Below are 17,620 nucleotides of genomic sequence, written 5' to 3' on the forward strand. Positions count from 1 at the left end.
GCGGCCTTTTTGTGTCTGCTGATTGTCTATTGCCTGTACTGGCCCTTTCGCGCGGGCAAGCCCGCTACAAGCGAAAGGGCCGGTACAGCAGTCAGGCCAGCTTCACCGCCGCCACCGACTTGCGCGACACCAGGCTCACGCCCACAAAGCTCACCAGCCCTACTGCCAGGCTGTAGTAGATCGGCGTATTGGCCTCCAGCCCGTCCAGGAACATGAACAGCAGGGCGGTGGCAAAGCCCAGCGACATGCTGGCAATCGCGCCTGCAGTGGTCGCACGCTTCCAGAAGATCGCCCCGATCAGCGGGATCAGCATGCCGCCGACCAGCAGGTTATAAGCCAGGGTCAGGGCGTTGATCACATCATTCACCACCAGCGCGATGCCCAGCACCACCAGGCCGGTGAGCAGGGTGAACAGGCGGCTGGTACCCAGGCTCGACTGCTTGCCGCCACGCAGCTTGGGCAGCAGGTCTTCGGTTACGGTGGTCGAGGCAGCCAGCAGACCGGCGCTGGCGGTGGACATCATGGCCGCCAGGGCCGCAGCCATCAGCAGGCCACGGATGCCATCGGGCAGGGTGGTCTTGATCATCTCGGCAAAGGCGTTGTTCGGGTTGGCCAGGTCGGGCATCAGCACATGCGCAGCCATGCCGATCGCAGCGCAGGCCAGGCCATACAGCACGCAATACACACCAGCGGCGGTACCGGCACGCTGACAGACCTTTTCGTCACGGGCGGTGAACACCCGCTGCCAGATGTCCTGGCCGATGAGGATGCCGAAGAAGTAGATCAGGAAGTAAGTGATGATGGTGTCCCAGCCAATGGTAGTCAGCTGGAAGCTGGCCGCTGGCAATTTGGCCACCAGGGTATCCCAGCCACCGGCCTTGTACAGGCACACTGGCAGCAGGATGAACATCAGGCCGACGGTCTTGATCACGAACTGGACGATATCGGTCAGGGTCAGCGACCACATGCCGCCGATGGTCGAGTACAGCACTACCACGCCGCCGCCGAGCATCAGAGAAGCCCAGAACGGCAGGTCCAGCAGCACCTGCAGGACGGTGGCCATGGCCAGGGTCGAGGTGACCCCGATCATCAGTGCATAAGCCAGCATGATGACGGCGCTGGCCTGGCGTGCGGTGGGGTTGTAGCGTTGCTCCAGTACCTGGGTCACGGTGAAGATGCGCAGGCGCAGCAGCGGTTTGGCGAGGAACAGGTTGATGGCGATGATGCCCAGGCCAAGGGCTGCGCACAGCCAGAAGCCGGAAATGCCGTGGACGTAGCCCAGGCGCACGGTGCCGACGGTGGAAGCGCCACCGAGTACGGTGGTGGCCATGGTACCCATGTACAGCACCGGGCCGAGATTGCGCCCGGCTACCAGGTAGTCTTCATGGGTTTTCGCGCGGCGCATGCCATACCAGCCAAGCCCTAGCATGCCAGCGGTGTAGATCATTACAACAATGATGTCCAAGGCCATTGGGGGTCTCCCGATTATCTTTATTATGGCGAGATCGACCGCGCGGGCGTTTGCACGGCGCCCGGCGGTCTTTTCTTGTGTTGGCGGGCCTCAGTGGCCCTCCCTCATGGCTCCTGCCGGGGTAGAGCGGTATTAGCGACGCACCACGCCAGGTAGCACGCAGAGCATCTCGAACAGCAGGTTGGCACCGAGCAGCGAGGTGTTGCCGGTGGTGTCGTAAGGCGGGGAGACTTCGACAAGGTCACAGCCGATCAGGTCCAGGCCGTGGCAGCCGCGAATGATCTCCATTGCCTGGATGGTGGTCAAGCCGCCGATTTCCGGGGTTCCGGTACCGGGGGCCCAGGCCGGGTCGATGCCATCGATGTCGAAAGACAGGTAAACCGGGCCACCGCCGACCTTTTCCCGCACTTCGGCCATCAGTGGCTCCAGTGACTTGTGCCAGCACTCTTCGGCCTGGACCACGCGGAAGCCCTGGCGACGGCTCCAGTTGAAGTCATCGGCGGTGTAGCCCTGGGCGCGCAGGCCGATCTGCACCACGCGCTCACAGTCGAGCAGGCCTTCTTCCACGGCGCGGCGGAAGGTGGTGCCGTGGGCGATCTTCTCGCCGAACATGTGGTCGTTGACGTCGGCGTGGGCATCGATGTGCACCAGGCCGATCTTGCCGTGTTTCTTGTGCAGCGCACGCAGGATCGGCAGGGTGATGGTGTGATCGCCCCCCAGGGTCATGGGAATGACGTTGTGCTCGACGATTTCGTCATACGCTTCTTCGATGATGCGCACGGCGTCCAGCAGGTTGAAGGTGTTGATTGCCACATCGCCGATATCGGCGACCGACAGCGAGTCGAACGGGGCGGCACCGGTCGCCATGTTGTACGGGCGGATCATCACCGATTCGGCGCGGATCTGCCGTGGGCCGAAGCGGGTGCCGGAACGTAGCGAGGTACCGATATCCAGCGGGACGCCGATGAAGGCCGCATCCAGACCTTTCGCGCTTTGCAGGTGGGGGAGGCGGAGCATGGTGGCGATGCCGCCGAAACGCGGCATTTCGTTGCCGCCCAGTGGTTGGTGGAGAGTCTTGTCCACGGTGGGCCTCATCAGTCGGTCGATTGTTGTGTTTGTTCGAACCTGTGCCGCCGCGCGCCATTCACGTGTGGTTTGCCGGCGGGCAGGGACATTTCGGCCAAGTCTGCTCAAGCGAGCGCCGGGGAAGAATCGCTACCGACAAATACTTAGTTCAGGAATTTCTGAACTAAAGGCGGGTAGAGCAGTTAGACTGCGCGCATATACCCTAGTGGAACCGTTGCACCATGGCCTCGACCTTGCCCGACCTGAAACTGCTGCGCATCTTCATCAGCGTGGTGCGCCACCAGGGCTTTGCCAACGCCCAGCGCGAGCTGAACCTGTCGACCTCCGCCATCAGTACCTACATGAGCCAGCTGGAGGGCGCCTTGGGTATCGTGTTGTGCCACCGGGGTCGGGGGGGCTTCAGCCTGACCAGCAAGGGCGAGCTGTTCCATCAGGAAACCCTGCGCCTGCTGGCCGAGCTGGACGGTTTCGAGCAGTATGCCGCCGCCCTGAAGGGCGAACTGCGTGGCACCCTCAACCTTGGGGTGATCGACTCCACCGTCGGTGATCGCGCCTTGCCGCTGGCCGAAGCCATCGGTGCCTACAGCCAGGAGCACCCGGCGGTGCACCTGCACCTGTCGGTGTCCAGCCCCTACGAGCTGCAACTGGGTGTGCAGGACAACCGGCTGGACCTGGCCATCGGCGCGTTTTCTTCGCGGATGAGCGGCCTGCTCTACCAGCCGTTGTATCGCGAACAGCACTGGCTGTACTGCAGCAGCCGCCACCCGTTGTATGCCGAGCGGCGCATTCCCGAGCAGGTGGTGACCCAGCAGCGCATGGTCGGCCGTGGTTATTGGAGCCAGGCCGAACTGGCCCGGCATGGCTTCAAGCACAGTGCGGCGACGGTTGAAAGCATGGAGGCGCAGCTGATCCTGATCCTTTCCGGGGCCTATATCGGCTACTTGCCTGAACACTACGCCCAGGCCTGGGTCGACAAGGGTGACTTGCGCGTGCTGTCGCCGTCGACCTTTGGTTACCAGGCCCCGTTCTCGCTGATCATTCGCCGCGGGCGCAGCCGCGAACCGTTGATCCAGACCTTCCGTGACCTGTTGAAAAGCCAGCTCAACGTGGGCTGAGATGCGACGCATTCATGCATTCCGTCGGGAGCGGGTTAAATTCCGCTAAACGCTGGCCGCTAACCTGATAGCGCTCTGCTACATATCAACTTGCGCTGATGATTTCCCCTCATTTCATCCTGCAAGGATCGCCCAAGATGCGCATGAATTTGCCCGTCACTGAGCACGAAAGAACCTTCCCCGGTGATCAACGCCTTATTTCCACGACTGACCTCGACAGCCGCATCACCTACTGCAACGACGCCTTTGTGGCGATCAGCGGCTTTACCTACGACGAACTGATCGGTCAACCGCACAACCTGGTGCGCCACCCGGACATGCCGCCGGCGGTGTTTGGCCATATGTGGGAAACCATCAAGCAGGGCAAACCCTGGATGGGCATCGTCAAGAACCGGGCGAAGAACGGCGATTACTACTGGGTAAGCGCCTACGTCACGGCGATATACGAACAGGGCCGGATCAGTGGCTACGAGTCGGTGCGCTCGGTGCCCACGCGTGAGCAGATCCGCCGGGCCGAGGCGCTGTATGCGCGCTTGCGCGATGGCCGCAGCCCGGTGCCCTGGGCTGCCCGCCTGGGGCACGGCCTGGGCCATGGCTGGCCACTGATCGGCGCCGGCCTGCTGTCGGCGGCGGGTTACCTTTGGCTGCCCCCCTATGCGGCGCTCGGGGTGCTGATGGCAAGTCTGCTGCTGGCTTGGTACTGGGTCGAGCACCGGCAGAACCAGGCCATTCGCCGCACATTGGCTGAGCATCCCAAGGCCTTTACCAGTCCGTTGGTGGCGCTGACCTACAGCGACAACCCAGGCCTGAAGGGCCAGCTCGACCTGGCCATCATCAGCGAAGAAGCCCGCCTGCAAACGGCCCTGACCCGCCTGGTGGATGCCGGGGTCGGGGTAAAGTCGCGGGCGGCGCAATCTTCCGACCTGTCCGATGCCCAGGCGCAGATGCTCGACCGGCAGCGCAGCGAGACTGACCAGTCCGCCACGGCCATCGCGCAGATGGCGGCGACCATCCAGCAGGTCACCCACAACGTGCAAAGTACGGCACACGCGGCAAGTGATGCCGACCAACTGGCGCAGCAGGGCAGCGAGCTGGCCCTGAAGAGCCTGAAAGACATGGGCAGCATGAGCGATGCGGTCAATGACATTGGTCAGGCAGTCAACGCCTTGGCTGAGCAGACCCAGTCGATTGGTAGTGTGGTCGACGTGATCACTTCGATTGCCGAACAGACCAACCTGCTGGCGCTTAACGCCGCCATTGAAGCGGCGCGCGCCGGTGAGCAAGGGCGGGGGTTCGCCGTGGTGGCTGATGAGGTGCGGTCATTGGCGCAGCGTACCCGCGCGTCGACCGAAGAGATCCACCATATCATTGCCTCGCTGAGGGCCGGGGCGGAGCGAGCGGTGAGCACTGCCAGCCGGGGCGAGCAGATTTCCCGGGACAGTGTGCACAGTGTCGAGGCGGTGCAGGCGGCGCTGAGCGGGATTGCCCAGGCGGTCAGCCGCATCACCGGCATGAGCCAGCAGATGGCCACGGCATCGGAGCAGCAGAGCCATGTGGCTGAAGACATCAACCAGCAGATCGTGAGGATTGCCCAACTGTGCGACCAGAGTGCCGGGCAAGCCAGGCAAGGCGCGGAAATCAGCCAGGACCTCGAGCGCATGGCGGAGTACCTGCACAGCCTGGCGGAAAGGTTCAACCGTTGAAATCGCGGAGCCCGCAAAGCGGGCCCCGGTTATGTGGCAAACTGTCCCCGCCAAGGAGACCGCCATGCCCAGACCCCGCTGCGAGCGCTGCCAGCGCCCGCTCGACCATTGCCTATGCCCACTGATCCCCGCGCTCGACAGCCGCACCCGCGTGATCCTGCTGCAGCACCCCAGTGAAACTGCCCATGCCCTTAACACGGCGCGCCTGGCTGCCCTTGGCCTGAACAATGCCGAGCTGCGGATTGGAGAGGTGTTCGATGACCTGCCTGACCTGCTCGCCACCCCTGGATACCAGCCGGTGCTGTTGTTCCCGGGTGATGACGCCCAGGTGCTGACAGCCTATGGCGAGGCGGGCGACAAACCTTTGCTGCTGATCGTGCCCGACGGCACCTGGCGCAAGGCGCGCAAGCTGCTGTACCTGAACCCGTTGCTGGGGGGGCTGCCACGGGTGACGCTGGCCCAGGCGGCCGCTTCACGCTATCGGTTGCGCAAAGCGCCGGAGGCGGGTGCGTTGTCGACGATCGAGGCGGTGGTCGGGGCATTGAACACGCTGGAGCAACCGGCCTGCTTCGATGCACTGCTGGCGCCGTTCGAGACGTTGATCGAGGGGCAGATCAGGGCCATGGGCGTAGAGACCTTTCAGCGTAATCATGGCCGTGAGTGAGGATTGGGGCTGCTTTGCAGCCCATTCGCAGCACAAAGCGGCCCCGCTACCTAAAACCCGCTCAACGCATCTCAGGTAGACGCGCCTCGGTGCGTACTTCGGTGGTCGCCAGCGCCTCTGGCGGCAGCGAAATATGCTGTTTGCTCAGCAATTCACCCATGGTCGCCAGTACGCGGTAGCGCGAGAACTCTTCGGTGTAACGCACCTCGGTGTAGCGGCGGTCGGCGTTGTACAGCTCGTTCTCACTGTCGAGTACGTCCAGCAGGGTGCGCTGGCCCAGGCCGAACTGGTCCTGGTAGGCCGCACGCACACGCTTGGTGGTTTCGGCGTATTCACGCGCGGTCGGCAGCTGCTTGCTGGCGTTGTTCATGGCGTTCCACGCCAGGCTCAGGTTCTCGGTCAACTCACGCAGGGCGTTGTTGCGAATGTCCAGTGCCTGGTTGATCTTGTGCGCGTCGGACTGCAGGCGAGCCTTGTCGCTGCCACCGCGGAACAGGTTGTAGTTCATCTCCACGCCAGCTTGCCAGTCGTTGTTGTTGTGGCCTTTCTCGCCGCCGGTGTTGTTGTTGGCACCGGTTGCCAGAATGGCGTCGAAGCGTGGGTAGAAGGTCGACTTGCCCACTTCGTACTGCTTCTCGGCGGCGTTGACGTCAGCCTGGGCAGACTTGATGTACGGGTTGTTCTGACGCATGCCATCGCGGGCTTCTTCGAGGGTGCCTGGCACCTCGCCCTTGATGCTCTGCGGGCTTTCCAGCTCGTCCGGGGCACGGCCGATCACACTGAAGAAGTTGGCCTCGGCATCGGCCAGGTCGACTTCGGCGGTGTCCAGGTTGTTTTCCGCCAGGGCGCGACGGGCGCGGGACTGGTCGAGGTCGGCGGTGCTGCCGACGCCGCGCTCGTTGCGCAGGCCAATCTGATCGTTGACGCGCAGGTGAGCTTGCAGGTTGTTCTTGGCCAGGGTCACCAGTTCACGGCGTTTGAGCACTTCCAGGTAGACCTCGACTGCACGCAGGGCGACATCCTGGGCAACGGCCTGGGTGTAATAGGCGCGGGAGGTAGAGACCGCCTCGGTGCGGCCTACTTCATTCGAGGTGTTGAAGCCGTCGAAGATCATCTGCCGCAGGCGCAGTTCGGACTGGGTGTAGTTGAGGGTTTCCTTGTTGTGGTTTCCCTCGGCGCGGGTAGTGGCGTTGTCCGAGCGCTGGCGGCCATAACCGGCAACCAGGTCCACGGAAGGGTAGTAGCCACCACGCGCGAACTTCACGTCTTCATCGGCCGACAGCTTGCTGTTACGGTTGGAGCTGACTTGTGGGTGGTAGTCCACGGCGCTTTGGACAGCCTCGGTAATCGACATCGCCTGTACGTTGGCACTCGCCAGGGCCAACAGTAAAGCACTGGTGATGGGGTTCAAAACGCGCATGGTACATCTCCCTGATCCTGGAATTGATCCTGCTGTTCGCCAAAAAAATGACGATAAACTTATCGCGTATAGTGTTGCAGGTTTTTAACAACACAGCTAAGTACATTCAACGCGATAGATAAGAAGATTTATTCATATCAAATTGCCATATAATATCTTTGTTGTCTAATAAGTATGCATTCAAGGGCACGGAATGAACGCAGGAAATGCCTTGAAAACCAATGGATACAAGGGCTATGCGCAGTTCCAGAACTAATTCGGATAAAGAGGGCATTGATTAGGCGAAAGCGATATTTGGCGACAAAATATTGTCACTTTGGCTTGTGCAGGGTTTTCAGGCTGAGGATGTACAGGGTGACCAATGCGGCACTGGTCAACATGAAGGTGCGCGCCCAGAACAGCGGCACCAGATAGCACGACAGGCCAATGCTGGCCCACATCAGGCCGATGGCGTAGACCTTGCCCTTGAGGGGGATGCCTTCACCACTGAGGTAGTCACGGATCCATGGCCCCAGCTTGGGATGATGGACCAGCCAGTGATGGAAGCGCGGCGAGCTGCGGGCAAAGCAGGCCGCCGCCAAAAGCAGGAATGGGGTGGTGGGCAATACCGGCAGGAATATCCCCAGCACCCCTAGCGCGACGCTGAGCCAGCCAGTGGCCAGCAGCAGGTAGCGCACAGCTTGCTCAGTGGTGGCGTGGCTTGAGCAGCGCCGGTTTTTCGTCAGGGGCGTGCAGCAGCAGGAACAGTGCGCTCAGTGCCTCGGGGATTTGCACGATCATGTCATCCTGCAGGTTGGCGTTGCTGGCGATGTCGGCGAACTCTGGTTGTTCGTCGAACAAGCCCGAACCCACCATGATCGGCAGCAGCATTTCGCTGACTTCTTCCTCGGCGTTTTCGAACCACGCCTCTTCCCGCAGGAACACGCCTTCCATGAAGCCGATGCACCAGCCGCGCAGGTCGGAATCGTCCGGCTCATCGGTCAGGTCGAGGTCGCAGGGCAGGTCGAATTCTTCGTCGCTGGCCAGCTGGCGGGCAATGTGCGCCTTGAGCGCCACCAGGGTGGCCTCGATCTCGGTGCGCTGGGCTTCGCTGGCGTAGTGCGGCTCCTCGGCGAACAGGGCGTCGATCCATTCGCGCTCGGGCACGTCCTCGGCGTTGATCGAAAGAGCGGTGAGGTAGCCGTGTGCGGCGACATAGTCCAGCGCTTCTTCGTGCAGCTCGTCGGCGTCGAGGAAGGCTTGCAGGCGGGTCAGTTGCTCGGCGAAGGACATTACAGGGCTACCTTGGGGAATAAACGATACCGAATTCTAGCACCTTGCAGCGGCAGCGGGGCAAAGGGAACGTCTATCGCCGCGGTGCATGTGCAGCACGGTGCTGCGGTATACTCCGCGATTTTTCATCCAGGGGCAGGTTTCAACGGCTGCCTGGCAAAAACCGCTTACGCATTTGGCGTGTGCGGGGCGGGTTTTTCGTCCAGCCTTTATCCAGGATGGTACGGCGATTTGGAGTTGCACATGCTCGAACAGGCTCAGCGCGTTCTCAAGGACATCTTCGGCTACGACAGTTTCCGTGGGCGCCAGGCAGCGATCATCGAATGCGTGGCCAATGGCGGCGATGCCTTGGTACTGATGCCCACCGGTGGCGGCAAATCGCTGTGTTTCCAGGTGCCGGGGCTGCTGCGCCCGGGCCTGACGGTGGTGGTATCGCCACTGATCGCGCTGATGGACGACCAGGTCGCCACCCTTGACGAGCTGGGTGTGTCTGCGGCCGCCCTGAACTCTACCCTGACGGCGGAGCAGCAGCGTGAACTGGCCGGGCGCCTGCGCCGTGGTGAGGTCAAGATGCTGTACCTGGCGCCGGAACGCCTGGTGCAGCCGCGCATGCTCGACTTCCTGCGCGATCTGGACATCTCGCTGTTCGCCATTGACGAGGCCCACTGCGTTTCGCAATGGGGGCACGATTTCCGCCCCGAGTACCTGCAACTGGGCCAGCTGGCCGAACTGTTTCCGCATGTGCCGCGCATTGCGCTTACCGCCACGGCCGACATGCGAACCCGCGAGGAGATCGTTCAGCGCCTGCACCTGCAAGGCGCCGAGCGCTTCCTGTCGAGTTTCGACCGGCCCAACATCTTCTACCGCATCGTGCCCAAGGAGGCACCGCGCAAGCAGTTGATGGCCTTTCTCGGCGAGCGCCGTGGCAACGCTGGCATCGTCTACTGCCTGTCGCGCAAGAAGGTCGACGAAACCGCCGCCTTCCTCTGTAGTCAGGGGTTCCCCGCGCTGCCGTATCACGCTGGCTTGGCCGCCGAGACGCGGGCGGCCAACCAGCATCGCTTCCTGAACGAGGAAGGGCTGATCATGGTCGCTACCATTGCTTTCGGCATGGGTATCGACAAGCCCAACGTACGCTTCGTTGCCCACCTCGACCTGCCCAAATCGCTTGAGGCTTACTACCAGGAAACTGGCCGGGCCGGCCGTGACGGCCTGCCCTCCGATGCCTGGATGGCCTACGGGCTGCAGGACATGGTGATGCTCAAGCAGATGCTGCAGAATTCCGAAGGCGACGAGCGCCACAAGCGCATAGAGCAGCACAAGCTGGATGCCATGCTGGCGCTGTGCGAAGAAACCCGCTGCCGCCGCCAGTCGCTGCTGGCCTACTTCGACGAGATCCTCGAACAACCGTGCGGGCACTGCGACAACTGTGTCGACAACATCCAGACCTGGGACGCTACCGAGCCGGCCCGCCAGGCGCTGTCGGCGGTGTTCCGCACCGGTCAGCGCTATGGTGTTGGCCACCTGGTCGATGTGCTGTTGGGCAAGGACACCGAGAAGGTGCGCAATTTCGGCCATGAGAAGCTGTCGGTATTTGGCGTTGGCAAAGGTCTGGCCGAGGTCGAGTGGCGCTCGCTGTTCCGTCAACTGGTGGCGCGCGGGCTGGTCGATATCGACCTCGAAGGCTACGGCGGCCTGCGGCTGTCCGACAGCTGCCGGCCGCTGCTGCGCGGCGAGGTGACCTTGCAACTGCGCCGTGATCTCAAACCGCAGACCACGGCCAAAACCTCGTCGTCCAGCGGCGGCAGCCCTGCCAGCCAGCTGGTGCGTGCCGAAGAGCGCGATCTGTGGGAAGCGCTGCGTACCCTGCGCCGCAAGCTGGCCGAAGAACACAGTGTGCCGCCCTACGTCATCTTCCCCGACTCGACACTGCTGGAGATGCTGCGCAGCCAGCCGGTCAGCCTCAGCGACATGGCCCAGGTCAGTGGTGTGGGGGCGCGCAAGCTGGAGCGCTACGGCCAGGCGTTCCTCGAAGTGCTGAACAACAGCGGTGGTACCGACGAGGCACCGAAAGTGGTGCTCGACCTGCGCCACGAACTGGTCAGCCTGGCCCGTGCCGGCATGACCCCGGCGCAGATCGCCGGGCAGCTCAATTGCAGCGAGAAGAACGTGTATAGCCTGCTGGCCGAGGCGTTGGGCCGCCAGGAACTGAGTCTGGACCAGGCCATCGACCTGCCGGAAGACCTGATGATGGAGGTGCAGGACGCCTTTCTTGATGGCGAGGGGGAACTGCCACCGGTGTCGGCCATTGCCCCGCAGTTCGGGGCGCGGGTGCCAGAGGGCGTACTCTATTGCGTGCGCGCAGCGCTGGCGGCGGAATTCGAGTTGTAAAGGCATGCAGGATCGAAGGCAGAAGCGCCATCTGCTGACCTTTGTCATGCTTTTTGACGATTATCGAACGCGTAACCATGGCCGAGCCTTGCCTCGTGGGGCAGGGCATGGTTAGCTGCCTAATAATTAGATCTACTCCAATGAGTTCCTTATGCCCCTGAACGACAACCAACACCGCTTTGGCATGCAACTGGCTCAGATGTCCCGAGGTTGGCGTGCCGAGCTGGACCGCCGCCTGGCCGGGCTCAACCTGTCCCAGGCGCGCTGGCTGGTGTTGCTGCACCTGGCCCGCTTCGAAGAAGCCCCGACACAGCGTGAGCTGGCCCAGAGCGTAGGCGTCGAAGGCCCGACCCTGGCGCGTCTGCTCGACAGCCTGGAAGCGCAAGGGCTGGTGCGCCGGCAGGCGGTGCTGGAGGATCGGCGGGCGAAGAAGATTGTGCTGTGCCCGCCGGCCAAGCCGTTGATCGATCAGATCGAGACCATCGCCAACCAGCTGCGGGTAGAGCTGTTTACCGGCGTGGACGAGGCGGAATTGCAGGTCTGTATGCGCGTGCATGCCAAGATCCTGGCCAACCTCGAAAAGTCCTGAGCTCCCCCATCGATGCAGGTGCAGTGCAAGCCTCAGAAGGTGTGCCCAAGGTTCAGGTACACCGCTTGCTCATGCGCACTGTTGGCGCCGTAGCTGAAGTTCAGCGGCCCTAGAGGCGTATCCAGCCCCAGGAAGATGCTCGCCGCATTGATGTACCCACTGTCGAATTCGTTGTCGTTGTTCCACGCCCGCCCACGCTCCAGCGAGCCGCCGATGTACAGCGGGAAGTCCAGCGGCACATAGGCCCGCGGCGTCAGCCGGCGGTAATAGACCATGCGCAGCAGGCTCGCGTTCTGCCCCGATACCGAGTCTTCGCGGAAGCCTGACAGCTGTCGCGCCCCGCCCATCACGAAGCTCGACGTCACCACTTCGGTATCGTCCAGCGTGCGCCCGTAGCTCCCACCCAGCACGAACGTGTTCGGCCCGCTGCTGATGGCCTTGTCCAGGGTGAACAGCCACTGCCGGTAATCCTGGTCGGAGTCCAGCGACTTGTCGTATTTGCGCAAGGTCAGGCCGATGTCCTCGCCATGGTGCGGGAAGTACACGTTATCGAGGGTGTCGAACGAGTACTTCAGCTCGTAGAAACCTTCGTTGAAACTGACTTTGGGCAGGTCCTGGTCGCCGATGCGCACCTCGGCCTCGCCCCAGGCTTTGCCCACGCCCAGGCGCACTTCACCGCTGTTGCCGATCTGCCGGCCTACGTTCAGGCCAAAACCGTAGCGCTCCAGGCGATACTCGGCGACGGGGTCGTTGTCCAGGGTGGCTTCGATGTTCTGCGAGCCCATGTCCAGGTAGGGCGCGATGAAGTAGCGTGAGCCCACATCCAGGGGTTGGTAGAACTCACTGTACAGCGCTTGCTGGTCACCGATCTGGCCGCGGGTCAGCCATTCGGCGCCAAGGCTGTTGATGCCGTTGACCCGGTAGCTGGCGCCCAGGTTGAAAGCGCTGTCACCGCGCAGGTCATCGGACAGGTTCAGGCCCAGGCGCAGGTAGTCGGTGCCGCCGCGTCGGCCGCGGGCGTTGATCACCAAGGTGTGGTCGTTGCCCTTGTGCACCACGCGGTACTGCACCCTGTCGAAGTAGTCCAGGCCATACAGCGTACCCATGTCGGTCTGCAGGCGGTCCAGTTCCAGCGGTGCGTCGATCGGCTGGCGGATGTACGAGCGGATCACATCATCGCTGACCTTGGAGTCGTTTTCGATCCGGATTGCGGTGATTACCGGCGTGCGCTGGCGCGGCGAGCGGGCAATGGCCAGGCTGGCGTCGCCCTCGAGCTGGCGCAGGGCGGCCAGGCGCGGGTCAAGCAGGCGAGTGGCGCGGTAACCGGCGTCGATCATGTCGCGTGCACGGCCGAAATCTGTCACGCCGAAGGCGGTCAGCGATGGCTGGATGAGGATGTCGTCGCGGTGCAGGCTGGCCAGTTGTTCTTCGGAGTTGCGCCGGGTCATCAAAGTGATCGACTGATTCAGCACGTCGACGACCGTCAGTAATTGCTTGCGATCGCGCAGCGGGGTGCCGATGTCGACCACGATGGCCAGGTCCACGCCCATTTCGCGGGCCACATCCACCGGAATGTTGTCGACCATGCCGCCGTCCACCAGCAGACGGCCGTCCAGCTCGACCGGGGCGAACACGGCGGGGATCGACATGCTGGCGCGGATTACCTGGGGCAGGTGACCCCGGCGGAACACGACTTTTTCGCCACTGGCGATGTCGGTAGCCACGGCGCGGAAAGGAATGGGCAGCTTATCGAAGTCGCGGGTGTCGGCGGTATGCGCCAGTTTGCTTTCCAGTAGCAGTGACAAGTTCTGGCCCTGAATCACACCCAGCGGCAGGCCCATGCTGCCGTCGTCGCGAAAGCTGAGCTTCTGCTTGACCAGGAAGTCACGGTCATCCTGCTTGCGCCGGAACGGCACATCCTTGCGCGGCGGGGCATCGGAGAGCGCCTGTTGCCAGTCAAGGGTGGTCGCGAGTTTTTCCAGCTCTTCGACACTGTAGCCCGAGGCGTACAGGCCGCCGACCACCGCGCCCATGCTGGTGCCGGCGATGGCGTCGATGCGCACACCCTGTTCCTCCAGTGCTTTGAGCACGCCGATGTGGGCCAGGCCACGGGCAGCACCGCCAGACAACACCAGGCCGACCTTGGGCCTGGCGGGTTCCGCAGCGATTGCCGTAAGCGAGGTGAGTGCGAGCAGAAAACAGAACAGCAGACGGCGCATCGTGACTCTCAAACCGTGGGCTAAAGACCGCTAGTATAAGCGGCCCCTTACCTGGAGATGTTTCACCATGGCTGACAACAAGCCGGAAATCGTCATCACCTATTGCACCCAGTGCCAGTGGCTGCTGCGTGCGGCCTGGCTGGCTCAGGAACTGCTCAGCACCTTTGCCGACGACCTTGGCCGGGTAGCGCTGGAGCCGGGTACCGGGGGTATCTTCCGCGTCACCTGCAATGGCGTGCAGATCTGGGAGCGCAAGGCCGACGGTGGTTTCCCCGAAGCGAAGGTACTGAAGCAGCGAGTGCGCGACCAGGTCGACCCGCAGCGTGATCTTGGTCACAACGACCGCTGATCAGGCGCCCTCGGTCAGTGGTCGCTGCCTGGGCGGTTGCTCGGCAGCCAGACGGCTGGACAGCACGATGGCGAAGATGATCAGCGCGCCGCCCAGCAGCATGCGCACGGTCGGGGTTTCGGCGAACACTGCCCAGGCCACGGCAATGCCGTAGACCGGCTCCATGCCGAACACGACCGCGGCGGTGCGCGCCTTGATCACCGCCAGGCTGGCGACGAACAGGCTGTGCGCCACACCCGTGCAGAAGATGCCGAGCAGGGCGATCCACAGCCAGTCCAGGGTCGCAACGTCGGCCAGGCCGGGCGCCGCGAACGGTAGCAGGCACAGGCCCACCACCAGGTTTTGCCACAGTGCGGCCTGCACTGCAGGCAAACGTCCGGAGCCGGCCCGGTTGGTCAGTGACAGCAGCGAGAACAGCAGGCCCGAGAGCAATGCCCAGAGCAGGCCGCCGGTGGCTTCGCTGGCCAGGTCGAATGCCGGTGTGACCAGTATCAGGCCGATGCTGACCAGCACGACCAAGACGGCTTCGTTACGGTGGATACGCTCGCGGAACAGCAGGCTTTCGAGGATCACCGTAAAGGCCGGGAAGCTGGCGAAGCCGAGGGTGGCGATGGCTACGCCGCCCACTTTGACGGCGATGAAGAAACTGACCCAGTGGCCGGCCAGCAGCACACCACCGAGCAGCAGGCGGCGCGTATCCTGGCTGCTCAGGCGTTGCCAGCCCGGACCGGCCAGGCTGGCGAACAGGGCCAGGGCGAGTACGGCGAAGGTGGCGCGACCGAAGACGATGATCGCCGGGCTGGCGCTGGTGGCCAGTTTGCCGAAGACGCCGGTAAGGCCGAAGAACAGCGCGCCAATGTGCAGGGCGCCGAGGGCGGTGCGGTGGTTCATGGTGGGTCCTTGATGGAGATCTCTACAGGCAGTGCCGGCCCTTTCGCGGGTGAACCCGCTCCTACAGGTGTGCTGGCCCTTTCGCGGGTGAACCCGCTCCTACAGGTGTGCCGGGCCTTTCGCGGGTAAACCCGCTCCTACAGGTTTTTGCACAACCTTCAGGCGGGGGCATCCTGTAGGAGCGGGTTCACCCGCGAAAGGGCCGGTAAAGGCAAAGTCTAAAGCCTCAGGCAAACACATTCTGTCGCAAGACTGCTGTCAGTTATCGCCAGACTCTCGCCGCAAAGCCAAAGGTGTACACCCGAACGCCCGCAGCATCGCCGCTGAAAAGGCACTTTGCGAGCTATACCCCACCTGCGCCGCAATTTCGCCCATCGGCAGCACGGTCTGCACGATTAGCCGCCGTGCCTTGAGCAACCGCCGCTGGCGAATGTAGTCCATCGGAGTCATCCCGCACTCCGTAGTAAATCGCGCATGCAGCCGGGCAATGGACAACCCGGCGATGCGTGCAAGGTCGGCAACCTGCAGCGGGTAGGCAGCATGCTGTTCGATATGCGCATCGAAGGCGCTGTAGGGCAGGCGCTGGCTGGGGTGCACGCTGGCTGCCGCCGTGGCGTTGAGGCTGGCCAGCAGCAGTGCCGCGCCCTGACGGGCAATCAGTGGGTCGTGCACGGGGCTGGTCGCCAGCCAGTCCACCAGTTGCTGCTGGCGCTCATCCAGGCTTACGGCGGCGGGGCGGTCGAGCAGGCGGCGGCTGGCATCGGCATGCTCGCCCAGGTGCTCGCGCAGCCAAGGCTCCCCTGGCACATCAAGCACCAGGCAATCACTGCCGGCATCGCTGGCGCACGTGTGATGAGCACCCGCCGGGACCACGATCAGCCCCTGGCGATCGATGCCGGCGCCATGCCCCTGGACCTCGAACTCCAGGCGGCCGCGCAGGCCGAACACCAGTTGCGGGTGTTCGTGGCTATGGGCGATCAGGCTGTCGCGGTAATGGCGCAACGAGAGGATCGGGCCGGCGGTCATGGGGGCTTCCTCGCAGGGCAGGCGCCCATTGTGCCTCAATCCCTGCACGCCATCACTCGTCACCGTTTTGCCATGGCGCTGTCATGTGCGCCTGCCAGTCTCCAGCAAACTGCGCCGGAGCCTACCCATGACCCATGCCGAACTGTCCCGCCCCTCGCGCAAGCAACGTGTGCGTACCCTGTGGATCTCCGACGTGCACCTGGGTACCCGCGACTGCCAGGCCGAACACCTGTCGCAATTTCTCAAGGGCTACCAGGCTGATCGCGTCTACCTGGTTGGCGATATCATCGATGGCTGGAAGCTGCGCGGCGGGATCTACTGGCCGCAAGCCCACACCAACGTGATTCGCCGGCTGCTGACCATGAGCAAGCGCGGTACCGAGGTGATCTACGTCACCGGCAACCATGACGAATTCCTGCGCCGCTACTCAAAGTTGATTCTGGGCAACATTCAGCTGGTAGACGAGGCCGAGCACCTGACAGCCGATGGCCGCCGACTGCTGGTGGTCCATGGCGATCAGTTCGATGTGATTACCCGTTACCACCGCTGGCTGGCGTTTCTGGGTGATCGCGCCTACGAATTCACCTTGGTGCTCAACCGCTGGCTCAACCACTGGCGAGCGCGGTATGGCTATGGTTACTGGTCGCTGTCGGCGTACCTCAAGCACAAGGTGAAAGGCGCGGTGAACTTCATCAGCGACTTCGAGAATGCCATTGCCCATGAATGCACCCGTCGTGGGTTTCATGGAGTGGTGTGCGGGCATATCCATCATGCCGAGATCCGCAAAGTGGGTGAGGTGGACTACCTCAATTGCGGGGACTGGGTGGAGTCGTGCACGGCCCTGATCGAGCATTGGGATGGCAGCGTCGAACTGTATCGGCTGGCCGAAGCGCAGGCCGTGGCGGCGTTGCGCGAGCCGGCTTAGGGGCCGAGGGCAGAGTGCCGCCAAGCGGCCTCGGACGCTTACAGCCTGAGCTTGCCCAGCAGGATATCCCGGAACATCACGAAATCCCCGGCCAGGCTGTACAGCGGATAGGTAAAGGTCGCTGGCCGATTCTTCTCGAAAAAGAAGTGCCCGACCCAGGCAAAGCCATAGCCGAACACCGGCACGGCCAGCAGCAGCAACCATTTGCCACTGCCAATGGTGTAGGCCAGCAGCGCTATCACCAGGCTGGTGCCGACGAAGTGCAGGCGGCGGCAGGTGGGGTTGCTGTGCTCCCCCAGATAGTACGGATAGAACTCGGCAAAACTGCGAAACTGCGCTGTGCTGTTCATGGCAGTGCTCCGGGATTAATACTTCTGGACAAGATACACGGCGTGGAGCCTGATTCGAGTCTAGAGTGACTGACGGGGCCTACCAGTGACAATAGGCGCCAAATGAGTATCCTTGGGGTTCACCGCAGGAGCGGTTGGTAAAAGAAGCC

At 62.9% G+C, this 17,620-nt stretch carries 16 protein-coding genes; 7 read left to right on the plus strand and 9 right to left on the minus strand.

Going from position 1 to position 17,620, the window contains the following annotated elements; genetic code table 11:
- Positions 1-91: 91 nt before the first annotated feature.
- Positions 92-1,471, minus strand: a complete 1,380-nt coding sequence (locus AC3RCM_RS07180; RefSeq protein WP_020191244.1) for a sodium:solute symporter family protein — start codon at positions 1,469-1,471, stop codon at positions 92-94.
- Between the two features lie 132 nt (positions 1,472-1,603).
- Positions 1,604-2,554, minus strand: coding sequence for an agmatinase (gene speB, locus AC3RCM_RS07185; protein WP_029615437.1), 951 nt, complete (start codon positions 2,552-2,554; stop codon positions 1,604-1,606).
- Positions 2,555-2,778: 224 nt separating this feature from the next.
- Here speB and AC3RCM_RS07190 point away from each other — a divergent pair, with 224 nt between their 5' ends.
- From AC3RCM_RS07190 to AC3RCM_RS07200, 3 genes are all read left to right on the plus strand, one after another.
- A complete protein-coding gene (locus AC3RCM_RS07190) occupies positions 2,779-3,672 on the plus strand; it encodes a LysR family transcriptional regulator (protein WP_003254585.1) in 894 nt (297 codons plus the stop codon).
- 137 nt (positions 3,673-3,809) lie between these two features.
- Complete coding sequence (locus AC3RCM_RS07195) at positions 3,810-5,375, plus strand: methyl-accepting chemotaxis protein (protein ID WP_409322489.1); 1,566 nt, start codon at positions 3,810-3,812, stop codon at positions 5,373-5,375.
- Between the two features lie 64 nt (positions 5,376-5,439).
- Positions 5,440-6,039, plus strand: a complete 600-nt coding sequence (locus AC3RCM_RS07200) for a tRNA-uridine aminocarboxypropyltransferase (RefSeq protein ID WP_064492108.1) — start codon at positions 5,440-5,442, stop codon at positions 6,037-6,039.
- Positions 6,040-6,100: 61 nt separating this feature from the next.
- Here the strand turns inward: AC3RCM_RS07200 and AC3RCM_RS07205 are convergent, their stop codons facing one another.
- The 3 genes from AC3RCM_RS07205 to AC3RCM_RS07215 form a co-directional block, all read right to left on the minus strand.
- On the minus strand, positions 6,101-7,459 hold the full coding sequence (locus AC3RCM_RS07205) for a TolC family outer membrane protein (RefSeq protein WP_010955202.1): 1,359 nt from the start codon (positions 7,457-7,459) through the stop codon (positions 6,101-6,103).
- Positions 7,460-7,770: 311 nt separating this feature from the next.
- A complete protein-coding gene (locus AC3RCM_RS07210) occupies positions 7,771-8,136 on the minus strand; it encodes a YbaN family protein (protein ID WP_010955201.1) in 366 nt (121 codons plus the stop codon).
- Between the two features lie 7 nt (positions 8,137-8,143).
- On the minus strand, positions 8,144-8,731 hold the full coding sequence (locus tag AC3RCM_RS07215; RefSeq protein ID WP_010955200.1) for a YecA/YgfB family protein: 588 nt from the start codon (positions 8,729-8,731) through the stop codon (positions 8,144-8,146).
- A gap of 243 nt (positions 8,732-8,974) precedes the next feature.
- Here AC3RCM_RS07215 and recQ point away from each other — a divergent pair, with 243 nt between their 5' ends.
- The gene (recQ, locus tag AC3RCM_RS07220; RefSeq protein WP_010955199.1) at positions 8,975-11,122 is read left to right on the plus strand and encodes a DNA helicase RecQ; all 2,148 of its coding nucleotides are present in this window, start codon (positions 8,975-8,977) and stop codon (positions 11,120-11,122) included.
- A gap of 151 nt (positions 11,123-11,273) precedes the next feature.
- The gene (locus AC3RCM_RS07225; protein ID WP_020191241.1) at positions 11,274-11,711 is read left to right on the plus strand and encodes a MarR family transcriptional regulator; all 438 of its coding nucleotides are present in this window, start codon (positions 11,274-11,276) and stop codon (positions 11,709-11,711) included.
- 32 nt (positions 11,712-11,743) lie between these two features.
- On the opposite strand, the gene AC3RCM_RS07230 is transcribed toward AC3RCM_RS07225, so the two are convergent.
- Positions 11,744-13,930, minus strand: coding sequence for a patatin-like phospholipase family protein (locus AC3RCM_RS07230; RefSeq protein ID WP_064492111.1), 2,187 nt, complete (start codon positions 13,928-13,930; stop codon positions 11,744-11,746).
- Positions 13,931-13,997: 67 nt separating this feature from the next.
- Between AC3RCM_RS07230 and AC3RCM_RS07235 the strand changes: the two genes are divergently transcribed.
- Positions 13,998-14,279, plus strand: a complete 282-nt coding sequence (locus AC3RCM_RS07235) for an Rdx family protein (protein WP_409322490.1) — start codon at positions 13,998-14,000, stop codon at positions 14,277-14,279.
- Here the strand turns inward: AC3RCM_RS07235 and AC3RCM_RS07240 are convergent, their stop codons facing one another.
- Together AC3RCM_RS07240 and AC3RCM_RS07245 are read right to left on the minus strand one after the other, a co-directional pair.
- The gene (locus AC3RCM_RS07240) at positions 14,280-15,170 is read right to left on the minus strand and encodes a DMT family transporter (RefSeq protein WP_492629449.1); all 891 of its coding nucleotides are present in this window, start codon (positions 15,168-15,170) and stop codon (positions 14,280-14,282) included.
- 258 nt (positions 15,171-15,428) lie between these two features.
- Positions 15,429-16,196, minus strand: coding sequence for a helix-turn-helix transcriptional regulator (locus tag AC3RCM_RS07245; RefSeq protein ID WP_064492113.1), 768 nt, complete (start codon positions 16,194-16,196; stop codon positions 15,429-15,431).
- Positions 16,197-16,323: 127 nt separating this feature from the next.
- Here AC3RCM_RS07245 and AC3RCM_RS07250 point away from each other — a divergent pair, with 127 nt between their 5' ends.
- A complete protein-coding gene (locus AC3RCM_RS07250; RefSeq protein ID WP_021783434.1) occupies positions 16,324-17,121 on the plus strand; it encodes a UDP-2,3-diacylglucosamine diphosphatase in 798 nt (265 codons plus the stop codon).
- Between the two features lie 38 nt (positions 17,122-17,159).
- Here AC3RCM_RS07250 and AC3RCM_RS07255 read toward each other — a convergent pair whose 3' ends face one another.
- A complete protein-coding gene (locus AC3RCM_RS07255; protein ID WP_003254563.1) occupies positions 17,160-17,471 on the minus strand; it encodes an Mpo1-like protein in 312 nt (103 codons plus the stop codon).
- Positions 17,472-17,620: the final 149 nt, after the last annotated feature.

The sequence above is a fragment of the Pseudomonas sp. GW823-FHT05G12 genome (genome assembly GCF_058795575.1).